General features: G+C 62.7%; 18 protein-coding genes and 1 pseudogene. All 19 read right to left on the bottom strand.

Annotated features, from left to right (window positions below):
- Nucleotides 1–39: 39 nt before the first annotated feature.
- Nucleotides 40–144: pseudogene (locus B0O95_RS01305) on the bottom strand (beta-N-acetylhexosaminidase); the annotation flags it as partial.
- Nucleotides 145–173: 29 nt separating this feature from the next.
- On the bottom strand, nucleotides 174–665 hold the full coding sequence (gene acpS / locus B0O95_RS01300; RefSeq protein WP_233203004.1) for a holo-ACP synthase: 492 nt from the start codon (nucleotides 663–665) through the stop codon (nucleotides 174–176).
- A complete protein-coding gene (gene pdxJ / locus B0O95_RS01295) occupies nucleotides 662–1,426 on the bottom strand; it encodes a pyridoxine 5'-phosphate synthase (RefSeq protein ID WP_104076235.1) in 765 nt (254 codons plus the stop codon). The genes acpS and pdxJ overlap by 4 nt, the downstream gene beginning before the upstream one ends.
- Nucleotides 1,423–2,322 carry a DNA repair protein RecO gene (gene recO, locus B0O95_RS01290; RefSeq protein ID WP_104076234.1) on the bottom strand — a complete coding sequence of 300 codons (900 nt, stop codon included), beginning with the start codon at nucleotides 2,320–2,322 and terminating at the stop codon, nucleotides 1,423–1,425. Before recO ends, pdxJ begins: the two co-directional genes overlap by 4 nt.
- Nucleotides 2,309–3,172, bottom strand: coding sequence for a GTPase Era (era, locus tag B0O95_RS01285; protein WP_104076233.1), 864 nt, complete (start codon nucleotides 3,170–3,172; stop codon nucleotides 2,309–2,311). The genes recO and era overlap by 14 nt, the downstream gene beginning before the upstream one ends.
- Nucleotides 3,173–3,333: 161 nt before the next feature.
- On the bottom strand, nucleotides 3,334–4,500 hold the full coding sequence (gene rnc / locus B0O95_RS01280) for a ribonuclease III (RefSeq protein WP_233203003.1): 1,167 nt from the start codon (nucleotides 4,498–4,500) through the stop codon (nucleotides 3,334–3,336).
- Between the two features lie 50 nt (nucleotides 4,501–4,550).
- Nucleotides 4,551–5,462, bottom strand: a complete 912-nt coding sequence (lepB, locus tag B0O95_RS01275) for a signal peptidase I (RefSeq protein WP_104076231.1) — start codon at nucleotides 5,460–5,462, stop codon at nucleotides 4,551–4,553.
- 18 nt (nucleotides 5,463–5,480) lie between these two features.
- Nucleotides 5,481–7,274 carry a translation elongation factor 4 gene (gene lepA / locus B0O95_RS01270; RefSeq protein ID WP_104076230.1) on the bottom strand — a complete coding sequence of 598 codons (1,794 nt, stop codon included), beginning with the start codon at nucleotides 7,272–7,274 and terminating at the stop codon, nucleotides 5,481–5,483.
- A 238-nt stretch (nucleotides 7,275–7,512) separates the two neighbouring features.
- On the bottom strand, nucleotides 7,513–9,009 hold the full coding sequence (locus tag B0O95_RS01260) for a DegQ family serine endoprotease (protein WP_104076229.1): 1,497 nt from the start codon (nucleotides 9,007–9,009) through the stop codon (nucleotides 7,513–7,515).
- A 31-nt stretch (nucleotides 9,010–9,040) separates the two neighbouring features.
- Complete coding sequence (locus B0O95_RS01255) at nucleotides 9,041–10,087, bottom strand: MucB/RseB C-terminal domain-containing protein (protein WP_233203002.1); 1,047 nt, start codon at nucleotides 10,085–10,087, stop codon at nucleotides 9,041–9,043.
- A 4-nt stretch (nucleotides 10,088–10,091) separates the two neighbouring features.
- Nucleotides 10,092–10,757 (bottom strand): sigma-E factor negative regulatory protein, encoded by a 666-nt coding sequence (locus B0O95_RS01250; RefSeq protein ID WP_233203001.1) that lies wholly within the window; start codon nucleotides 10,755–10,757, stop codon nucleotides 10,092–10,094.
- Between the two features lie 54 nt (nucleotides 10,758–10,811).
- Nucleotides 10,812–11,411: an RNA polymerase sigma factor RpoE gene (gene rpoE, locus B0O95_RS01245; protein ID WP_041753171.1), complete on the bottom strand. Its 600-nt coding sequence runs from the start codon at nucleotides 11,409–11,411 to the stop codon at nucleotides 10,812–10,814.
- Between the two features lie 122 nt (nucleotides 11,412–11,533).
- Nucleotides 11,534–11,968, bottom strand: a complete 435-nt coding sequence (locus B0O95_RS01240) for a protein YgfX (RefSeq protein WP_146063950.1) — start codon at nucleotides 11,966–11,968, stop codon at nucleotides 11,534–11,536.
- An 83-nt stretch (nucleotides 11,969–12,051) separates the two neighbouring features.
- Nucleotides 12,052–13,290 carry a beta-ketoacyl-ACP synthase II gene (fabF, locus tag B0O95_RS01235; RefSeq protein WP_104076351.1) on the bottom strand — a complete coding sequence of 413 codons (1,239 nt, stop codon included), beginning with the start codon at nucleotides 13,288–13,290 and terminating at the stop codon, nucleotides 12,052–12,054.
- 102 nt (nucleotides 13,291–13,392) lie between these two features.
- Nucleotides 13,393–13,632: an acyl carrier protein gene (gene acpP / locus B0O95_RS01230; RefSeq protein WP_004197638.1), complete on the bottom strand. Its 240-nt coding sequence runs from the start codon at nucleotides 13,630–13,632 to the stop codon at nucleotides 13,393–13,395.
- 132 nt (nucleotides 13,633–13,764) lie between these two features.
- Nucleotides 13,765–14,514: a 3-oxoacyl-ACP reductase FabG gene (gene fabG / locus B0O95_RS01225; RefSeq protein WP_104076225.1), complete on the bottom strand. Its 750-nt coding sequence runs from the start codon at nucleotides 14,512–14,514 to the stop codon at nucleotides 13,765–13,767.
- Between the two features lie 49 nt (nucleotides 14,515–14,563).
- On the bottom strand, nucleotides 14,564–15,496 hold the full coding sequence (gene fabD, locus B0O95_RS01220) for an ACP S-malonyltransferase (protein ID WP_104076224.1): 933 nt from the start codon (nucleotides 15,494–15,496) through the stop codon (nucleotides 14,564–14,566).
- A gap of 80 nt (nucleotides 15,497–15,576) precedes the next feature.
- Nucleotides 15,577–16,566: a beta-ketoacyl-ACP synthase III gene (locus B0O95_RS01215; protein WP_104076223.1), complete on the bottom strand. Its 990-nt coding sequence runs from the start codon at nucleotides 16,564–16,566 to the stop codon at nucleotides 15,577–15,579.
- On the bottom strand, nucleotides 16,566–17,708 hold the full coding sequence (gene plsX, locus B0O95_RS01210; protein WP_104076222.1) for a phosphate acyltransferase PlsX: 1,143 nt from the start codon (nucleotides 17,706–17,708) through the stop codon (nucleotides 16,566–16,568). The genes B0O95_RS01215 and plsX overlap by 1 nt, the downstream gene beginning before the upstream one ends.
- Nucleotides 17,709–17,767 lie beyond the last annotated feature (59 nt).

The following is a 17,767-nucleotide window of genomic DNA, read 5'->3' as shown; positions in this document are numbered from 1 at the left end:
GCCCCGTTCACCGTAGGCTGTCGATCAGCTGGCGCGCTTGCGGCTCGCATAATTGCGGGCGAACAAAATCACGCTGCCGGTCAGCGGATCGGCGATCTGGCGGGCATCGTCACGACTCAACGAAGTGCCGGCGACGTCGAGCATCGCCGGACCATATTTGCGCTTGCGGTTGTTCAACTAGGGTTTCTGAGGTCAGTCGCGTGCCGGTCCATCGACCCGGCACCGGGGCCATCCATTGACGCATCGACTTCGGCGATGACGAACGACACCGCATAATCGCGTTCGTCGCTGACGGATACGCGTGCGCTGAGTCCGCGCTCGGCCATCCACTGGGCCAGCTCACCGGTCGCGACGATCACCGGCTTGCCGCTTTTCTCGTTGAGCGTCTGCACCGCGCGCCACGTCATCGGCCAATGCATGCCGAGCCCGATCGCTTTAGAGAACGCCTCCTTCGCGCTAAAGCGCGTGGCCAAAAACGCCACGCCGCGCACTTCCGAGCGTGCCGCGCGCGCGCGATAGACCGCGAGTTCCTGCGGACCGAGGATTTTCTCGGCAAAGCGGCCGCCGGTACGCTCCATCACGGCGGCGATGCGGGTGACCTGCACGATGTCCGTGCCGATCCCATAGACAGCGCGGTGCACCATCGGTGCGGCTCCGGTGCTCATGCACGCGCGCCGACGCGCGCTGCGACGATGATCGCCTTCATTTCCCGCACGGCATTGTCCCATCCCGCAAAAATGGCATGCGCGACGATGGCATGGCCAATGTTCAGCTCGGCAATGCCATCGAGCGCGGCAATGCGCTGTACGTTGGTATAGTGCAGGCCGTGACCGGCATTGACTTTCAGGCCCAGCGACCGCCCCAGGTCGACACCCGCGGCAATCCGCTCGAATTCCTGTGACTGCCGAGCGTCGTCATCCGCGTCGGCGTAGCGTCCGGTATGCAACTCGATCACCGGCGCACCGCTTTCGTGGGCCGCCCGAATCTGTTCCGGCTCGGCGTCGATGAACAGCGATACGCGCGTGCCCGCATCGGCCAGTTGCCGGCTCGCCGCCTTGACCGCGTCGAAGTGCGTGACCACGTCCAATCCGCCTTCGGTGGTCAACTCGGCGCGCTTTTCCGGTACCAGGCAAACGTCATGTGGACGCACGTCACAGGCGATGTCGAGCATTTCCTGCGTCAATGCGCACTCCAGGTTCATTCGGGTCTTGAGCAACGGCCGCAACGCGCGCACATCGGCATCGACGATATGGCGGCGGTCCTCACGCAGATGCAGCGTGATCGCGTCGGCGCCGGCAGCCTCAGCTTGCAGCGCCGCGCGCAGCGGGTCAGGATACGCAGTGCCGCGCACGTTGCGTAACGTGGCGACATGGTCGATGTTGACACCCAACTCGATAACAGGTGTCGGCGACGAGAAAACGTTCATAGGTTTTGCAGGTCGATCAGGATTTGGCGCGTCGCAAGCGGCGTGCCGCCAAGATAAGTATTCAACAAAAAACGCATCAGGGTCTTGCTTTGCGCGACGGTCTGCGCACGCGAATAATCATCGCGCTCCATGTCGAGCAGCGTTTGTCCGGCGATGACCGGCCCGCGCAACGCGTCCGCCTGAGGCTCTAGCATCTCGACGTCGCATACGCCTCGCTCGGGATCGAACACGTATGAGCGCCCGGCCACGACATTCTGCCTCGTCACGGTCCGATCGAGCGACATAGCATAGCCGGTCTCACGCAGTAAGACACGTTCGAACGAACGCAATACCTGCACCGCCGGTTCGTCATGCGCGAGCCGCGTCAACGTCAACAAGTAATGGTCGAACAACGCGGTATGCGGATCCTCCCGCGCACAGAACCTGACGAGCAACTCATTGACGTAAAAGCCACACAGCAGTGCATCGCCAGCGAGCGGACGCATTCCGCCGACCCATTCAGCCTTAGTCAGCGTCCGCATTTCGGACTTGCCGGCCCATGACAGTGCGAGCGGCTGGAACGTCTGCAGCACGCCGCGCAGCGCCGAATGCGGCCGCTTCGCCCCCTTCGCGACGAGCGCGAGACGGCCGTGCGCGCGCGTGAACACGTCGATGATCAGGCTCGTCTCGCGATACGGGTAGGCGTGCAACACGAAGCCCGGCTGCTCGGCGATACGGTAGTCCGAGCGCAGCGCAGCGGCGCGGCGACGGGTCGGCGCGGCGTAACCTGGCGCGGACTGCGCAACATCGCCCGACGCGCCCGGCGGCACGCCGTCGGGCGCCAGTCCGGGTGCTACGCCGACGTCGAGTTGCCTGGTCTCATCTGGATGACCCAGCCAGACGTCATTCGTACCCATAGGCGCGCAATCCCGCCTCGTTGTCCGCCCAGCCGCTCTTGATTTTCACGAACGTCTCCAGATAAACCGGACCATCGAAGAGCTTAGCCATGTCGATGCGCGCCTCGGTGCTGATCTGCTTCAGCTTCGCGCCCTTTTGCCCGATGATCATCGCCTTGTGGCTGTCACGATCAACAAGAATCGTTGCGAAAACCCGCCGCAGGCGGCCTTCCTGCTCGAACTTGTCGATCAGTACCGTACTCGTGTATGGCAACTCGTCTCCAGTCCAGCGGAATACTTTCTCCCGCAGGATCTCGGCCGCCAAGAATCGCTCGCTGCGGTCGGTCAGCTCGTCCTCACCATAGATTGGCTCACCGAGCGGCAACGACGGCCGCAAGATCTTCAATAGCCGCGTGATATCGTCCGGCTGCTTCGCGCTCATCGGTACGACGTCACGGAACGCGCGCAGCGCCGCTGTGCTTTTCAAGAATGGCAGCAGTGCGCTCTTGTCCGAAAGCTTGTCGACCTTATTCGCGATCAGCACCGTCGGCACCGACGGCGGAATCAACTCCAGCACCCGTTGATCGTCCGGCCCGTAACGGCCTGCCTCGACCACGAACAGCACGACGTCCACCGAGGTCAGCGTTGAGGTGACCGCACGGTTCAGCGAGCGGTTCAGCGCCGAGCCGTGCCGGGTCTGGAAGCCGGGCGTGTCGACAAAGATGAATTGTGCATCGTCCAGCGTCCGGATACCGGTGATTCGGTGCCGCGTGGTTTGCGCCTTGCGTGACGTGATGCTGACCTTTTGCCCAACGAGGGCGTTCATCAGCGTCGACTTGCCGACATTGGGGCGCCCGACGATCGCGATCATGCCGCAACGAAAACCGGTTTGTTCAAGAGTCGAATTCATGGCAAGCGGACCTGCAGGAAATACCGCTGACGTGGGCGCGGAGCGCCCGACCTCGGCTGTCGGGTTCAAAGAGTAAAGCGCGGCAAGTCATGCTGCGACACGCCGCATTGGCGCGGTCGCGGTCACGCGCCGGCATCGGCCTTGCGCGGCGTCGGATGAAGCGCCGTATCGCGGGGCTCATCGAGCGCCTGTCCGGGCCCAGCCGGCACATCGACAACCACGGTGGTGGCGGCAATCGCTGCCGCCGCCTTGGCCAATGGCGCATCGGACGCTGTGGCCGCGGCGGCCCCCTTGTCGGCCTGGCGTGGCGCCCGCTCGACCGAATGATCGGCATGCGCGGCACGCATCATCGCGACGGCGCTCGGCACGCCATGCGACGACGGCGCGCTGCTCACGCGTTCATGGTCATTGCCCCCCCGCTCCATTGTCTGCATCGCTCGCTCGGCGGGATGGGCGACGCGCTCGGCACGGCCCAGCCGCTCGGCCTTACGATCCAACGTGGGGCGTAAATCCAGTGCACCCTGCACCCCGGTGCCATGCGACGGTACGTCCTCAAATTCGCGCTTGGCAGCGCGTGCCGCACTCCTCGATCGCTTCGGCTTGCCGAGCAGCTGCGGCGCCACCGCCATCACTTCTTCGAGCGCCTTTTTTGCGGCAGCCTGCTCGGCCGCGCGCCGACTGGCACCCGTGCCGAACACCTTGATCTCGAGCTTCGGCACCGTGCACTCGACCTCGAACTGCTGATTGTGGGCTGCGCCCGTGGTCGCGATCACCGCGTAGCTCGGCAATGCGATCTTGTGGCCCTGCAAATACTCCTGCAACAGCGTCTTGGCATCCTTGCCCAGCGTGCGCGGATCGATATGATCCAAAATGGGGACATAGAGTCGCTTGATCACCGTTTGCGCCGCGTCAAATCCCCCATCCAGGAAGATCGCACCGAGCACTGCCTCAAACGTGTCAGCCAGGATCGACGGCCGTCGGAAGCCGCCGCTGCGCAATTCCCCCTCGCCGAGCCGCAACGCCTCTGCGATATTCAGCGCCTGGGCAATTTCATATAGCGACTGTTGCTTGACCAGGTTTGCCCGCACGCGGGATAGGTCGCCTTCATCGAGTTTGCCAAAACGTTGAAACAAAAGGGCCGCCACCACGCAATTGAGGACCGAATCGCCAAGGAATTCGAGCCGCTCGTTATGCGTGGCACTGTGGCTGCGGTGGGTCATCGCCTGCCGCAACAATTCCGCATTGCGAAATTCGTAGTGCAGCCGGCTTTCCAGCGGTGACAAAGGCATGGATAGAAGTATAACGCGTGCTGCAGCCTGAGCCGAGCAACGCTCGCGCGTCATTCGAACGAGCCGATTCGCTTCAGGTTAGAGAAATTCAGCCAGATGAAGAACGCACGGCCGACCAGATTGCGGTCAGGCACGAAGCCCCAGTAACGACTGTCGGCACTATTGTCCCGGTTGTCGCCCATCACGAAATAGTGGCCCGGCGGTACTTTGCAAATCACGCCGCGGTCGTTGTAGTGGCAGTTGTCGCGATAGGGATAATCGTCTGCGCCAATCACGAACGGCGGCACGGCCGGATCGTTGAGCAACGCATGGCGCTTGCCCCCGAGCGTCTCGCTGTACTGCTTGACGTATTTGGCCGGCTGCCCCATCGACAGCCGGTCCTCATCCAGATAATCCGACAGCGGCGTTTCGAGCACCACCTCGCCATTGATCGTCAGGCGCTTGTCCTGATACGCGACCACGTCGCCCGGCACGCCGACAACGCGCTTGATGTAATCGACCGACTCGTCCTTCGGATAGCGGAATACAACGACGTCGCCGCGCTGTGGGTCTCGGTTCGGGATGATCTTCTTATCGATGATCGGCAAGCGGACCCCGTAATCGTACTTGTTGACTAGAATGAAGTCGCCGACAAGTAGCGTGGGCACCATCGAGCCGGACGGAATCTTGAACGGCTCGACGATGAATGAACGCAGCACGAAGACTAGCAGGATCACCGGAAAGAAGCTCGCCGAATACTCGAGCCACCACGGCTGGCGCAGCCGTTCTTCGCGCAGCCTTGCCCGTGTGCGGGCGGCATCTTCGTCGCGAAAGCGCTCATCCATGCGCTGTTGCTGCTGATCGAACTCGTGCGCGGCGGCATCCGCGGCCCGCCGGCGCTGAGGGAGAAAAACCAGCTTGTCCGCTACCCATGCAATGCCGGTCAACACGACCAGGATAAAGAGGATCAGCGCAAAATTCATGGAGATTCCGTTTTTCGGTTATTTGTCTTCGACTTTGAGAATAGCGAGAAATGCCTCTTGAGGAATCTCGACGCTGCCGACCTGCTTCATCCGCTTCTTGCCTTCTTTTTGCTTTTCGAGCAGTTTCTTCTTGCGCGAGATGTCGCCACCGTAGCATTTGGCCAGCACGTTCTTGCGCAGCGCCTTAATGTTCTCGCGCGCAATGATGTGCGCGCCGACGGCCGCCTGGATCGCAACGTCGTACATCTGCCGGGGGATGATTTCGCGCATCTTCGCGGCTACCTCGCGACCGCGATACTGCGACTGCGATCGATGCACAATCACCGACAGCGCATCGACTTTGTCGCCGTTGATCAGCATATCGACCTTGACCACGTCTGATGCCCGGTATTCCTTGAACTCATAATCCATTGACGCGTAGCCGCGCGATACGGACTTGAGCCGATCGAAGAAGTCCAGCACGATCTCGGCCATCGGTATCTCATAGGTGAGTTGCACCTGGCGACCGTGGTAGGTCATGTTGACTTGATTGCCGCGCTTGCTCGTGCATAGCGTGATCACCGCGCCGACATAATCCTGCGGCATATACAGGTTCACCGTCACGATCGGCTCACGGATCTCGGCGATCCTGGATGGCTCAGGCATCTTCGCCGGGTTCTCGACCATCACCATCGAGCCGTCCTGCATCAGCACCTGGTACACGACGGTCGGCGCCGTCGTGATCAAGTCCATGTTGAATTCGCGCTCGAGCCGCTCCTGCACGATTTCCATGTGCAACAAGCCTAGGAAGCCACAGCGAAAGCCGAAGCCCAGCGCCTGCGAGACCTCGGGTTCGTATTGCAGCGACGCATCGTTGAGCTTGAGTTTCTCGAGCGACTCGCGCAACGCATCGTACTGGTTGGCCTCGACCGGATACAGCCCAGCGAACACCTGCGGCTTGACTTCCTTGAAGCCCGGCAACGGTTCAGCCGCCGGCTTCGCCGAATGGGTGATCGTGTCGCCGACCTTCGCGGCCGTCAACTCCTTGATACCAGCGATCACGAACCCGACCTCGCCCGCGCACAAGACGTCACGGTTTTGCGACTTCGGTGTGAACACGCCCACGTGCTCGACCGGATACTGCGCGCCGGTCGCCATCATCCTGATCTTGTCCTTCGGGCGCAACGCGCCATTGATGATGCGCACCAGCATCACGACGCCGACGTAATTGTCGAACCACGAGTCGATGACCAGCGCCTGCAGCGGCGCCTGCGCGTCGCCGCGGGGCGGCGGCACCTTGGCGATCAGCGCCTCGAGTACGTCCTGCACACCCAGGCCGGTCTTCGCGCTGCACTGGACTGCGTCCGTGGCGTCGATGCCGATCACATCTTCGATTTCGGCCATCGCGTTGTCCGGGTTCGCCGCAGGCAGATCGATCTTGTTGAGCACCGGCACGACCTCGACACCCAACTCGATCGCGGTATAGCAGTTTGCGACGGTCTGCGCCTCGACCCCCTGGCTCGCATCGACGACTAGCAGTGCACCCTCGCAGGCGGATAACGAACGGCTCACTTCATAGGAAAAATCGACGTGGCCCGGCGTGTCGATCAGATTCAGGTTATAGACACGACCGTCCCGCGCCCGGTACGTCAACGCGGCGGTCTGCGCCTTGATCGTGATGCCGCGTTCGCGCTCCAGGTCCATCGAGTCGAGCACCTGCGCTTCCATTTCGCGGTCCGACAGGCCGCCGCACAGCTGGATGATGCGGTCGGCCAGCGTCGATTTACCGTGATCGATGTGCGCGATGATCGAAAAATTACGAATATGATCCATTCAATGCCGATCAAGCGAAAAAGGCGCGCTCGGACAAAAGCGGAGCACGCCTTGCGATAAAATCAAGAATCCGCGCATTTTAGCGGAAAACGCATCCGATCAGGCTGGACCCGCAGGCCATTGCCCCGCATCGAGCTGCGCCCGCATGTCGTCGCACAGATGGCACCACGCGCGGCCGTACAACGTCAGACGGGGCAGGCGGCGCGCACCGTGCGCCATCATCGAGCATCAGCCCGCACTACTTCTGCACCGGCGCAGCCCGTGGCCTGACCGGGACAAACTGCGTATTGTCGCCGCGGCGCACCAGCAACGCTGCGCTCTTTTGCGGATCGAGTTGCTGCACGAGCGCCTCAAATTGTTTCGTATTCAAGACGTCAGTATCGCCGATTCGCAAGATGATGTCGCCCCGCTGCAACCCTGCGCGGGCCGCTGGACCGTGCACGCCATCGACCTGCACGCCGCCTTTCAGATTCATTGATTTAAGCTGCTCCGGCGACAGGTCGCTAACCGCCAGCCCAAGCTGGTTCGATGCACGCTCGCGCGGCGGCGCGCGGCGGCTAGTTTGCGCCTTCGCCGTCTTGTCCGGCTGCATCTCGGCCACGACGACCGACAAATCCTTCGTTTGGCCCTTGCGCCAGATCGTCAGCGTCGCCTGGGTACCGGGCTTGGTTTCGCCCACCATCCGCGGCAGGTCCGTCGCCGTATCCACATTGCGCCCATTGAACTTCAGGATGATGTCCCCCGGCTGCACGCCGGCCTTGTCGGCCGGGCCGTCCGCCTCGACGCTGGACACCAGCGCGCCTTGTGCCTTAGGCAGACCCAGCGAGTCCGACACGTCCTTGGTCACTTCGCCGATCGCCACCGCGATCCGACCCCGCACAACCCGCCCGTTGACCTTGAGCTGGTCTGCGACGCGCATTGCCTCGTCGATCGGGATGGCAAACGAGATCCCCATGAAACCGCCGGTACGGCTGTAGATTTGCGAGTTGATGCCAATGACCTCGCCCTGCATGTTGATTAACGGCCCGCCCGAATTGCCGGGATTGACTGCGACGTCGGTTTGGATGAACGGCAAATAGTCGCCGGTATCACGCCCCTTCGCGCTGACGATGCCGGCCGTGACCGTGTTGTCCAGCCCGAAGGGGGAGCCGATCGCCACAACCCATTCCCCGACCCGGACCTTGTTCGAATCGCCGATCGTCACCGTCGGCAGGCTCGCCGCATTGATCTTCACGAGCGCCACGTCGGTGCGCTCGTCCACGCCGATCAACTTTGCCTTGAATTCGCGTTTGTCGGTCAGCGTCACATAGATCGTGTCCGCGTCATCAACCACATGCGCATTGGTCATCACATAGCCGTCGGCCGACAGGATAAAGCCGGAACCCACGCCGCTGCTCTGCTCCGAGTCCGACGGATCTGAATCGCCGCCTCCGCCCCCTCCGCGCGGCGGGTTCGGCTTGCCTGGCTGCTGTGGCAACGGAATACCGAAGAAGCGCCGGAAGAACTCGGACATGTCGCCGTCATCCAACCCAGGGGGCAAGCCCGTCGGGCCCTGTTGCTGCGCATGCGTCGCAGTGCGGATATTGACGACCGCCGGGCCGACCTTGTCGACCAGGTCCGTGAAATCGGGCAGGTTGGCGGCGGCTGGCGCCGCGGCTGCGCACGGGGACACCAACGGGATACAGATGGCCATGGCGGCCGCGAGCAGAAATCTGCGCACCGGATGGATACTCATATTGTCGACAAAAAGAAAGAGACCGCGCAAACTATCGAGGAGCCTTATATTCTATGGCAGAAGTGAACTGTTGCAGCGTCGTCATCGGTACTTCGCCCAACGCGGTGACCCAATAATCACCATGACGCTTGACCAGGATGTGCGTGGCTCCGCTCGCACCCGAGCCTTCCTTGCGGGAATTGCGCTCAAATGGCTCGACGAAGATCGAGATCGCACAAAGCCCATCAGAAAACACCGCCTGATCCACGGCAATGGGCGACGACGACGGATCGCGCGCAGCCATCGGCCGGCGCAGTTCCCGCACCTTGCGGAACCCGGGAATCTGATTCGGCAGTTGCCAGCCCGCTGCTTCCATATTGACCGGCTCCACCGGGGGGCGTACGCAACCGGATGCGTTGCGCACGGCCTGGGCAATCGCGTTGCGGTCCGCCGTCACGCCGAGCCGGACCTGTGAAAAGGCAACCTGCTCGAGCACCTGCCCGTCGCTGTCCAGCGTCTGCTCGCGCAACAGCAGGCCGCTCTTCTGGTCGGCCCATAACTTGTACGTGTAGCGCAGCGCATCCTTCGGACGCAATTCGATCACGGTCGCGTTAAGTCCGGCGACACGGTCGGCCCCCAGCAGCTGCGGATCGTAGACACTCAATACGCGATCGCTGCTCGCGGACAATAGCGCGGGGAACGAATCCTTGCTCTGCCGATGCTCGAACACGCACAGCTTGCGCTCGGGCACAAACGTGTAGACCTCGTCATTGTGCCGCAGCATCCGGCGCGGTTTGCCGTCCAGGCTTTCAAGCCTTTCATATTCGCCATCACCATGATCCGCGAAATGCACGATGCTCGATGACTGCACCGCCGAACCGCGCTGGTAGACGAAAATCCCTTCGTAGCTCTGCTGCTGCGCTGCCTGGTGGATCCGGTTCAGCCAATTGGCCGCCTCGCGCCGCGCGACGAGCGAGTCGTCGGTGCGCGACTGAGCGTGGACGGCCGCGCAGACCAGCGAAATGAATACGGCTGCGACGAACCTCGTTCCCCGCAGCCGCCCCCGTGCGTCGATTGTTTTTGACCGCTGAAGCTGCATCAGTTTATTTGCCCCCGGAAGCCGCGGCGGCACGGATCAAAGGTGTGGCGGATTGGACCATCGGCTGCTGCGCGAACTGCTGGTGCGCGGCCAGATATTGATCTAGATCCGCATCGCGAACAATGCTCGCATCCTGGATGCCCTGCTGCACGCTGCCATCCACCGGCGTGGACGCCAATGCGACGCGCTGCATTGCATCCGCACCCGGGTCGCTGACCAAAGCGACTTGTGCCGGCGTGCCTGCACTGCCAAGGCCCTGCAGTTGCGGCACGACCATCCAACTCAGCGTCGCGGCGGCAGCGGCCACCGCGAACACTGGTAACATGCGGCGCCGTAACGCCAGCGTGCGCCGCATGTTGGTCCGCAACGCCGACGGCGCCAACACGTGCGGCTCATTGGCCAGGCGCGCGGAAAACCGGGCAACGAACGCCGCGCTCTTCGCGGCATCCTTGGCCAACTCATCGGAGCGCAGCGCATCACCAATCAGATGATAGTCGATCCACAGGGCCCGCCCGTCGGCATCCAGCGTCGACAGGAACTCGGCCAGCCTATGCGACACGCGCGCGCGCCCGCCGCTTTCCAGCGATTCACCATCCAGCGCGGCGGAAATATGCTCGGCAACCGGAATGTGACTCGCCGACTCGTTCATTTGCAATGGAACGGACCCCATGATGCTCCCCATCTGACTGACAACCCCGTAGACTCCCCCGCTCGACCCTTACCGCTACCACCGCTTTCCTTCGGGGGTATCCAGCAACGGACGCAACCTTGTCGCAATGGCTTCGCGAGCCCGAAAAATCCGCGACCGAACGGTGCCGATTGGGCAACCCATCATCTCGGCGATTTCCTCGTAGCTCAGTCCTTCGATCTCGCGCAGCGTGATCGCCGTGCGCAACTCCTCGGGCAACAGCGCCATCGCGGCGTTGACTGTCTGTGCGATCTGCTTGCTCATCAACACTGATTCAGGCGTGTTGATATCTCTTAGTTGGTCGGCATCGGAGAAAGTTTCAGCCTCCTCCGCGTCCGCTTCCGTGGACGTCGGCGCACGCCGACCCTGCGTCGCAAGGTAATTCTTTGCGGTGTTGACGGCGATCCGGTACAACCACGTATAAAACGCGGACTCGCCGCGAAATTGCGGCAGCGCGCGATATGCCTTAATGAATGCGTCCTGCGCGACGTCCTCAACTTCCGCGGGATCGCGCACGAGGCGCGAAATCAGCCTGATGATCTTGCGGTGGTATTTGGCGACCAGGAGTTCGAACGCGGCTTTGTCGCCTTTCTGGACGCGCTCGACCAGCGCCTGGTCGATTTCTTTTTCGCTCACCTGAAAAATCCGTTGTCTGTATAGATTGCGACGCGAAAGGACGCCTATTGTAGCGCCCCCGTGGGCAGGCAAGCGTTACAACGGTTACAAGGGGCCGCGCGGGCGCACTGCGGGGCAGCGGTTCATCCCGGCCGCCGGCGCTGACGTGCCAGCGCGATCGCCAACTCGCGGAAATGGGACGGCTCGATTGCGTCCGCCGCGATCAGCACCGAACCCGGCCCTGCACTGTGCCGCGTCGCCCGCTCGTCGTCAGGCGCCAGGCGCAGCACCAGCAGGCCGGTAGCAGGGCGCGCATGCCCAAGGATCCGGTGATATCGCACCGGCGCGCCCTGGCGGTGCCACGTGACCGCACCGTCCGGCCCGACTTTGATCGCAACAGGCCTCATGCGTTCCTGCCACTGTGAAAAAACAGCCAATACGAGCGCCACCGCGAGCGCTGCCGCTGCGGCGGCGATGAGACCGATGCGCGGCGCCAGCACCAGCATCACCGCCAGCGCGCACGCGCACGCGACGGCCACGCCCAGCGCCGCGAGCATCCGCGAGTGCCGCAAAACCATTGCGTCGTCGCGCGCCGTCGATGCGATACCGGAGTGTAGCGACGGTGCGGACCGGGACCCCGCGAAGACGGCGCGATCCGTCATCAAACGCGCTTGAACACCAGCGTACCGTTCGTGCCGCCGAAGCCGAACGAGTTCTTCAACGCGACGTCGATCTTCATTTCCCGCGCGGTATTCGCGCAGTAATCCAGGTCGCACTCCGGATCCTGATTGAAAATGTTGATCGTCGGCGGCGATACTTGGTGATGGAGCGCCAACACGGTGAACACCGACTCCAGGCCGCCCGCGCCGCCAAGCAGGTGGCCAGTCATCGACTTGGTCGAGTTCACGACCATGTGCTTCACGTGGTCGCCGAACATGCGCTTGATGCCGATGGTCTCCGCCAGGTCGCCCAACGGCGTCGATGTGCCGTGTGCATTCAGGTAGTGGACTTCATCCAAGTTCACGCGAGCGTTCTTCAACGCCGCCAGCATGCAACGGCGCGCGCCGTCGCCGTCCTCGAGCGGCGCCGTAATGTGGTACGCATCAGCGCTCATGCCATAGCCAGCGACTTCGGCATAGATCTTCGCGCCGCGCGCCTTCGCGCGCTCGTATTCCTCGAGCACCATGACGCCGGCGCCCTCGCCCAGCACGAAACCGTCACGGTCCTTGTCCCACGGACGACTGGCAGTGGTCGGATCATCGTTACGCTGCGACAGCGCGCGCGCGGCGGCAAAGCCGCCGATGCCCAGCGGCGACACGGTCGCTTCTGCGCCGCCGGCCAGCATCACGTCGGCGTCCCCATATTCGATCAACCGCGCCGCCTCGCCAATGCAGTGCAGGCCGGTCGTGCATGCGGTCACGATCGCCAGGTTCGGCCCCTTGAGGCCGTAGCGCATCGACAGGTGACCGGAGATCATGTTAATGATCGAGGCTGGAACGAAGAAAGGAGAAATCCGCCGTGGCCCGCGGTTGAGCATCTCGGTTTGCGTGACTTCGATCATCGGCAAGCCGCCAATGCCCGAGCCAACGACCACACCGATACGCTCCAGATCCTCGCTTGCCGTGTCGATGCCCGCGTCCGTCATGGCCTGCACGCCGGCAGCAAAACCGTAGTGGATGAACGTATCCATGTGGCGGGCCTCTTTGGCCGCCATGTAGTCCTCGACATTGAAGCCCTTAACTTCACCGGCGAAACGCGTCGAAAAATTCGATGCGTCAAACTTCGTGATGTTCGCGATCCCCGATTTGCCAGCAACCAGGTTCGCCCAACCGTCGGCAACGTTATTGCCAACGGGCGAAATCAGCCCAAGGCCGGTAACTACCACACGACGACGGCTCACGATATTCCCTTTTTCATACATAATAGAAAATCAAAAGCCACAGCGGCCGCACGGAAACCCGTGAGCCCTGTGGCCGCGACCTGCGACAGAAAACCCAGACGCTTAGGCCTTGACGTTAGCCCGGGCGTAGTCGATTGCCTGCTGGACCGTCGTAATTTTCTCGGCTTCCTCATCCGGAATCTCCATGCCGAACTCGTCTTCCAGCGCCATCACGAGTTCGACAGTGTCCAGCGAATCAGCACCCAAATCGTTGACGAACGAAGCCTCGTTCTTGATTTCCGCTTCAGCCACGCCGAGCTGTTCTGCGACGATCTTCTTGACGCGCTGTTCGATGTTGTCCATGCATCCCTCCAGGGAAAATGAGTTCAAAAATGCAAGTGCGCGCATTTTATCAGGTTTGTCCCGCAAAAAATGACGCGCGACCAGTTTCGCCGCAACCCTTGCGAGCACCGCGGCAAGCGCAGCCGGCACCCGTCAGGACATGTACATGCCGCCATTGACGTGCAACGTCGTGCCCGTAATGTATCCCGCCTGCGCCGAAGCGAGGAATGCAACCGCGTGGGCAACGTCTTCCGGCGCGCCCAGCCGGCCTAATGGAATCTGCGCGTCGAGCGCTGCGCGCTGCGCCTCGGGCAACACGCGGGTCATATCCGTGTCAATGAAACCCGGCGCCACGCAGTTGACGGTAATGTTGCGGCTGCCAATCTCGCACGCCAGCGCCCGCGTCATGCCGGCCACCCCCGCCTTGGCCGCTGCGTAATTGACCTGCCCCGGATTACCGGTCGAGCCGACGACGGACGTGATGCTGATGATACGCCCGCCGCGCGCCTTCATCATCGGCCGCAGCACGGCGCGCGACAGGCGGAACACGGCCTTTAGGTTGGTGTCAATCACCGCGTCCCACTCGTCGTCCTTCATCCGCATCGCAAGCTGGTCCTGCGTGATGCCGGCGTTGTTCACTAGGATGTTCAATGCCCCGAACTCCTTGACCACCGAATCAACCAGCGCATCGGCCGCGAGGCCGTCGTTGACGTCCAGTACCGCGCCGCGACCGACAATGCCCTCGGCGCGCAACGCGTCACTGATCGCCGCCGCTCCATTGTCGGACGTGGCGGTGCCAATTACCGTCGCACCGGCCCGCCCGAGCACGAGCGCAATCGCACGGCCGATGCCGCGCGATGCGCCGGTGACCAACGCAATCTGTTTGTCGAGCGATTTTTCCATCCCGTCTTGGCTCCGAATCGAATGATAAATCCCGGTGACAGCCCGGCATTCAACCTTGCAACAGTTTCAGTGTATCGTCGAGCGACGCCGGATCAACGATCGCGCCGCCCACCAGGTTGGCATCAATGCGCCGCGTCAACCCGGCCAACACCTTGCCAGGGCCGCACTCGATCACATGCGTGATCTGCTGCGCGGCGATCGCGCGCACGCATTCAACCCAGCGTACCGGCCCGGCGGCCTGGCGCACTAGCGCATCCTTGATGCCGGCCGGCTCCGACACCATCGCCACGTCGATATTGTTGACCACCGGGATCTGCGGCGCGCGCACGTCCACATCGGCCAGATACTCGCGCAGGCACTCAGACGCCGGTTTGAGTAGCGAGGAATGAAACGGCGCTGACACTGGCAACAACACCGCGCGCTTTGCGCCCTTGGCCTTGGCGATCTCGCATGCCTTGTCCACGGCAGCCTTGTGGCCAGCGATCACGACCTGCGCCGGCGCATTGAAGTTGACCGCCTCGACGATGCCGGCCGACCCCGCTTCCGAGCATGCGGCGCGCACCGCGTCATCATCCAGCCCCAGGACTGCCGCCATCCCCCCGGCCCCGACCGGCACCGCCTGTTGCATCGCCTGCGCGCGAAAGCGCACCAGCGGCAACGCGTCACGAAATGTGATCGCGCCCGCGGCGACCAGTGCCGTGTATTCGCCGAGGCTGTGGCCGGCAACGACCGCCGGTGCCACGCCGCCGGCTTGCTGCCACACGCGGTAAATCGCGTATGCGGCGGTGAGCATCACGGGTTGCGTATGGGTGGTTAGGTTCAGTTCATCGACCGGCCCCTGTGCGATCAGGCGGCCGATATCCTGGCTCAGCGCATCGGACGCTTCCTCGAGCGTCGCCTTTACAACAGGATGATCGCCGAATGCATTGAGCATGCCGATCGATTGCGAGCCTTGCCCGGGGAAAACGAACGCGAACTTCATATCGTCCTCGAATAGAAAAAGCAGCGAAACGGCATGCGGGCGGACGGCGCCACAAGCGCCTGCGCATGCTGTACACGCGTCTACATACGGATGACTGCCGCACCCCAGGTAAATCCACCGCCAACGCCTTCGATTAGTACCCGGTCGCCGGGCTTGATGCGTCCGTCCCGCACCGCCACGTCCAGCGCGAGCGGAATCGATGCGGCCGACGTGTTGCCATGCTCGCCGACCGTCACGATCATGCGCTCCGATGGCAATCCGAGCTTGCGACACGTGCCTTGCATGATCCGGATATTGGCCTGATGTGGAATCAACCAATCGATCTGGTCCGCCGACATGCCGGCCTTAGCCAGCGCTTCGAGCGCCACCTTCTCGAGCACGTTTACCGCGAGTTTGAATACCGCGGGCCCGTCCATGTGCAGAAACGCACTACCTTGAATAACACCGCCGTTGATGTTGCCTGGCGTGCATAAGATGTGCGCGTGGCTGCCGTCCGCGTGCAGTGCGCTCGCCAGCAGCCCTGGCTGGTCCGAGGCGCCGAGCACGACGGCACCAGCGCCGTCGCCGAACAGCACGCAGGTGGTTCGGTCCTTGAAATCGAGCAGCCGTGAAAACGTTTCGGCGCCGATCACCAGCGCGTTGCGATGCGCGCCGCTGCGGATCAACCCGTCGGCCACCGCCAGCGCATAAGCGAACCCGGAGCACACTGCTTGCACGTCGAATGCCGCGCCGCCGTTGCGGATGCCGAGCTTGTCCTGCAGCAGGCAGGCCGTACTCGGGAACACGAAGTCCGGTGTGGACGTGGCGACAATGATCAGCTCGATCGCCTGCAAATCGATGCCAGCCGCTGCGATCGCGCGCTGTGCGGCCACCAATGCAAGGTCGCTGGTGGCTTGCTCGGGCGACGCGAAATAACGGGCACGGATGCCCGTGCGCGCCACGATCCACTCATCGCTCGTCTCGACCCCCTGCTGCGCGAGCCGCTCGGCCAGCGCCTGGTTGGTGACGCGCGTCGGTGGTAAGTAACTGCCGGTACCGAGCACGCGCGAGTAAATAGTGGGATGAACCATCATGCCTTCGGGGATAGCGCAGCCAACGGCTCAGGCGCGGATGATCCCGCGGGGCCGCCGGTGGTCGTATTGGAAAGTGCTTGTGCGCCAGACACGTCAGGTTCGCCAGAACCGGCGCCGGCCGCGCGAGCGAGCGGGTCGGCATTTTCCTCCAGCGCCCGCGTCAGACGCTCGAGAACACCATTCTTGACGGCATCATACCCGCGTTTGATAGCCCACTCAAACGCGTACGCATCTGCCGAACCGTGACTCTTGATCACCAGATTGCGCAGGCCGAGCAGCGCGGCGCCGTTGTATTGACGCGAATCGACCCGCTTTTTGAAACGCGACAGTACCGGGAGCGCGAGCAGCGCCATCAGCTTCGTGGCCCACGAGCGACTAAACTCTTCACGAATCATGTCGGCAAGCATCCGCGCGAGTCCTTCGGACGTCTTCAACGCGACGTTGCCGACAAAGCCATCGCAAACGATCACGTCGACCGTGCCCTTGTAAATGTCGTTGCCCTCGACATTGCCGCGGAAATTGAGCGTGCTCGCGCGCAGCAGTTCGCCGGCGCGCTTGATAATATCGTTGCCCTTGATTACCTCTTCACCGATGTTCAGCAACCCGATCGACGGACGGTCCTTGCCCTCGATCGCGGACACCAGCGCGTGCCCCATCTCGGCGAATTGCAGCAAGTGCTGCGGCTCGCAGTCGACATTCGCGCCCAGGTCGAGCATTGTCGTGTAGCCACGCTGATTCGGCAGGGCGAACGCGATCGCCGGCCGCTCGATGCCGGCCAGCGTCTTGAGCACGTAGCGCGACACCGCCATCAACGCGCCGGTGTTGCCGGCCGAGATGCAGGCTTGCGCATGACCCTCTTTTACCAGGTTCAACGCGACGCGCATCGACGAGCCCCTCTTCTTGCGCAACGCGACCTCGACGGAATCGTCCATCGCGACGACCTCGCTCGCATCGACGATCGACAGCGTCGGCATGTCGAGCGCCTTGCATCGCTTGAGCTGCGCGCGGATCGCGTCGTTCAAGCCCACCAGCACAAGTTGCGCATCTGGATGCGCACGCGCGAAACTGACCGCGGCGGGAACCGTCACGGTTGGACCGTGGTCGCCTCCCATGCAGTCGATTGTGATCTTTATAGTCATGGGATGCGGCGAATTTCAGGCACAAAAAAGCGGCAGGTCAATGCCGCTTTCTTGACGAA

The organism is Mycetohabitans endofungorum (genome assembly GCF_002927045.1).
GTDB classification, from domain to species: Bacteria; Pseudomonadota; Gammaproteobacteria; order Burkholderiales; family Burkholderiaceae; genus Mycetohabitans; species Mycetohabitans endofungorum.
The sequence above is the reverse complement of the archived record's forward strand: the minus strand, read 5'-3'. Positions and strand labels throughout refer to the sequence as shown.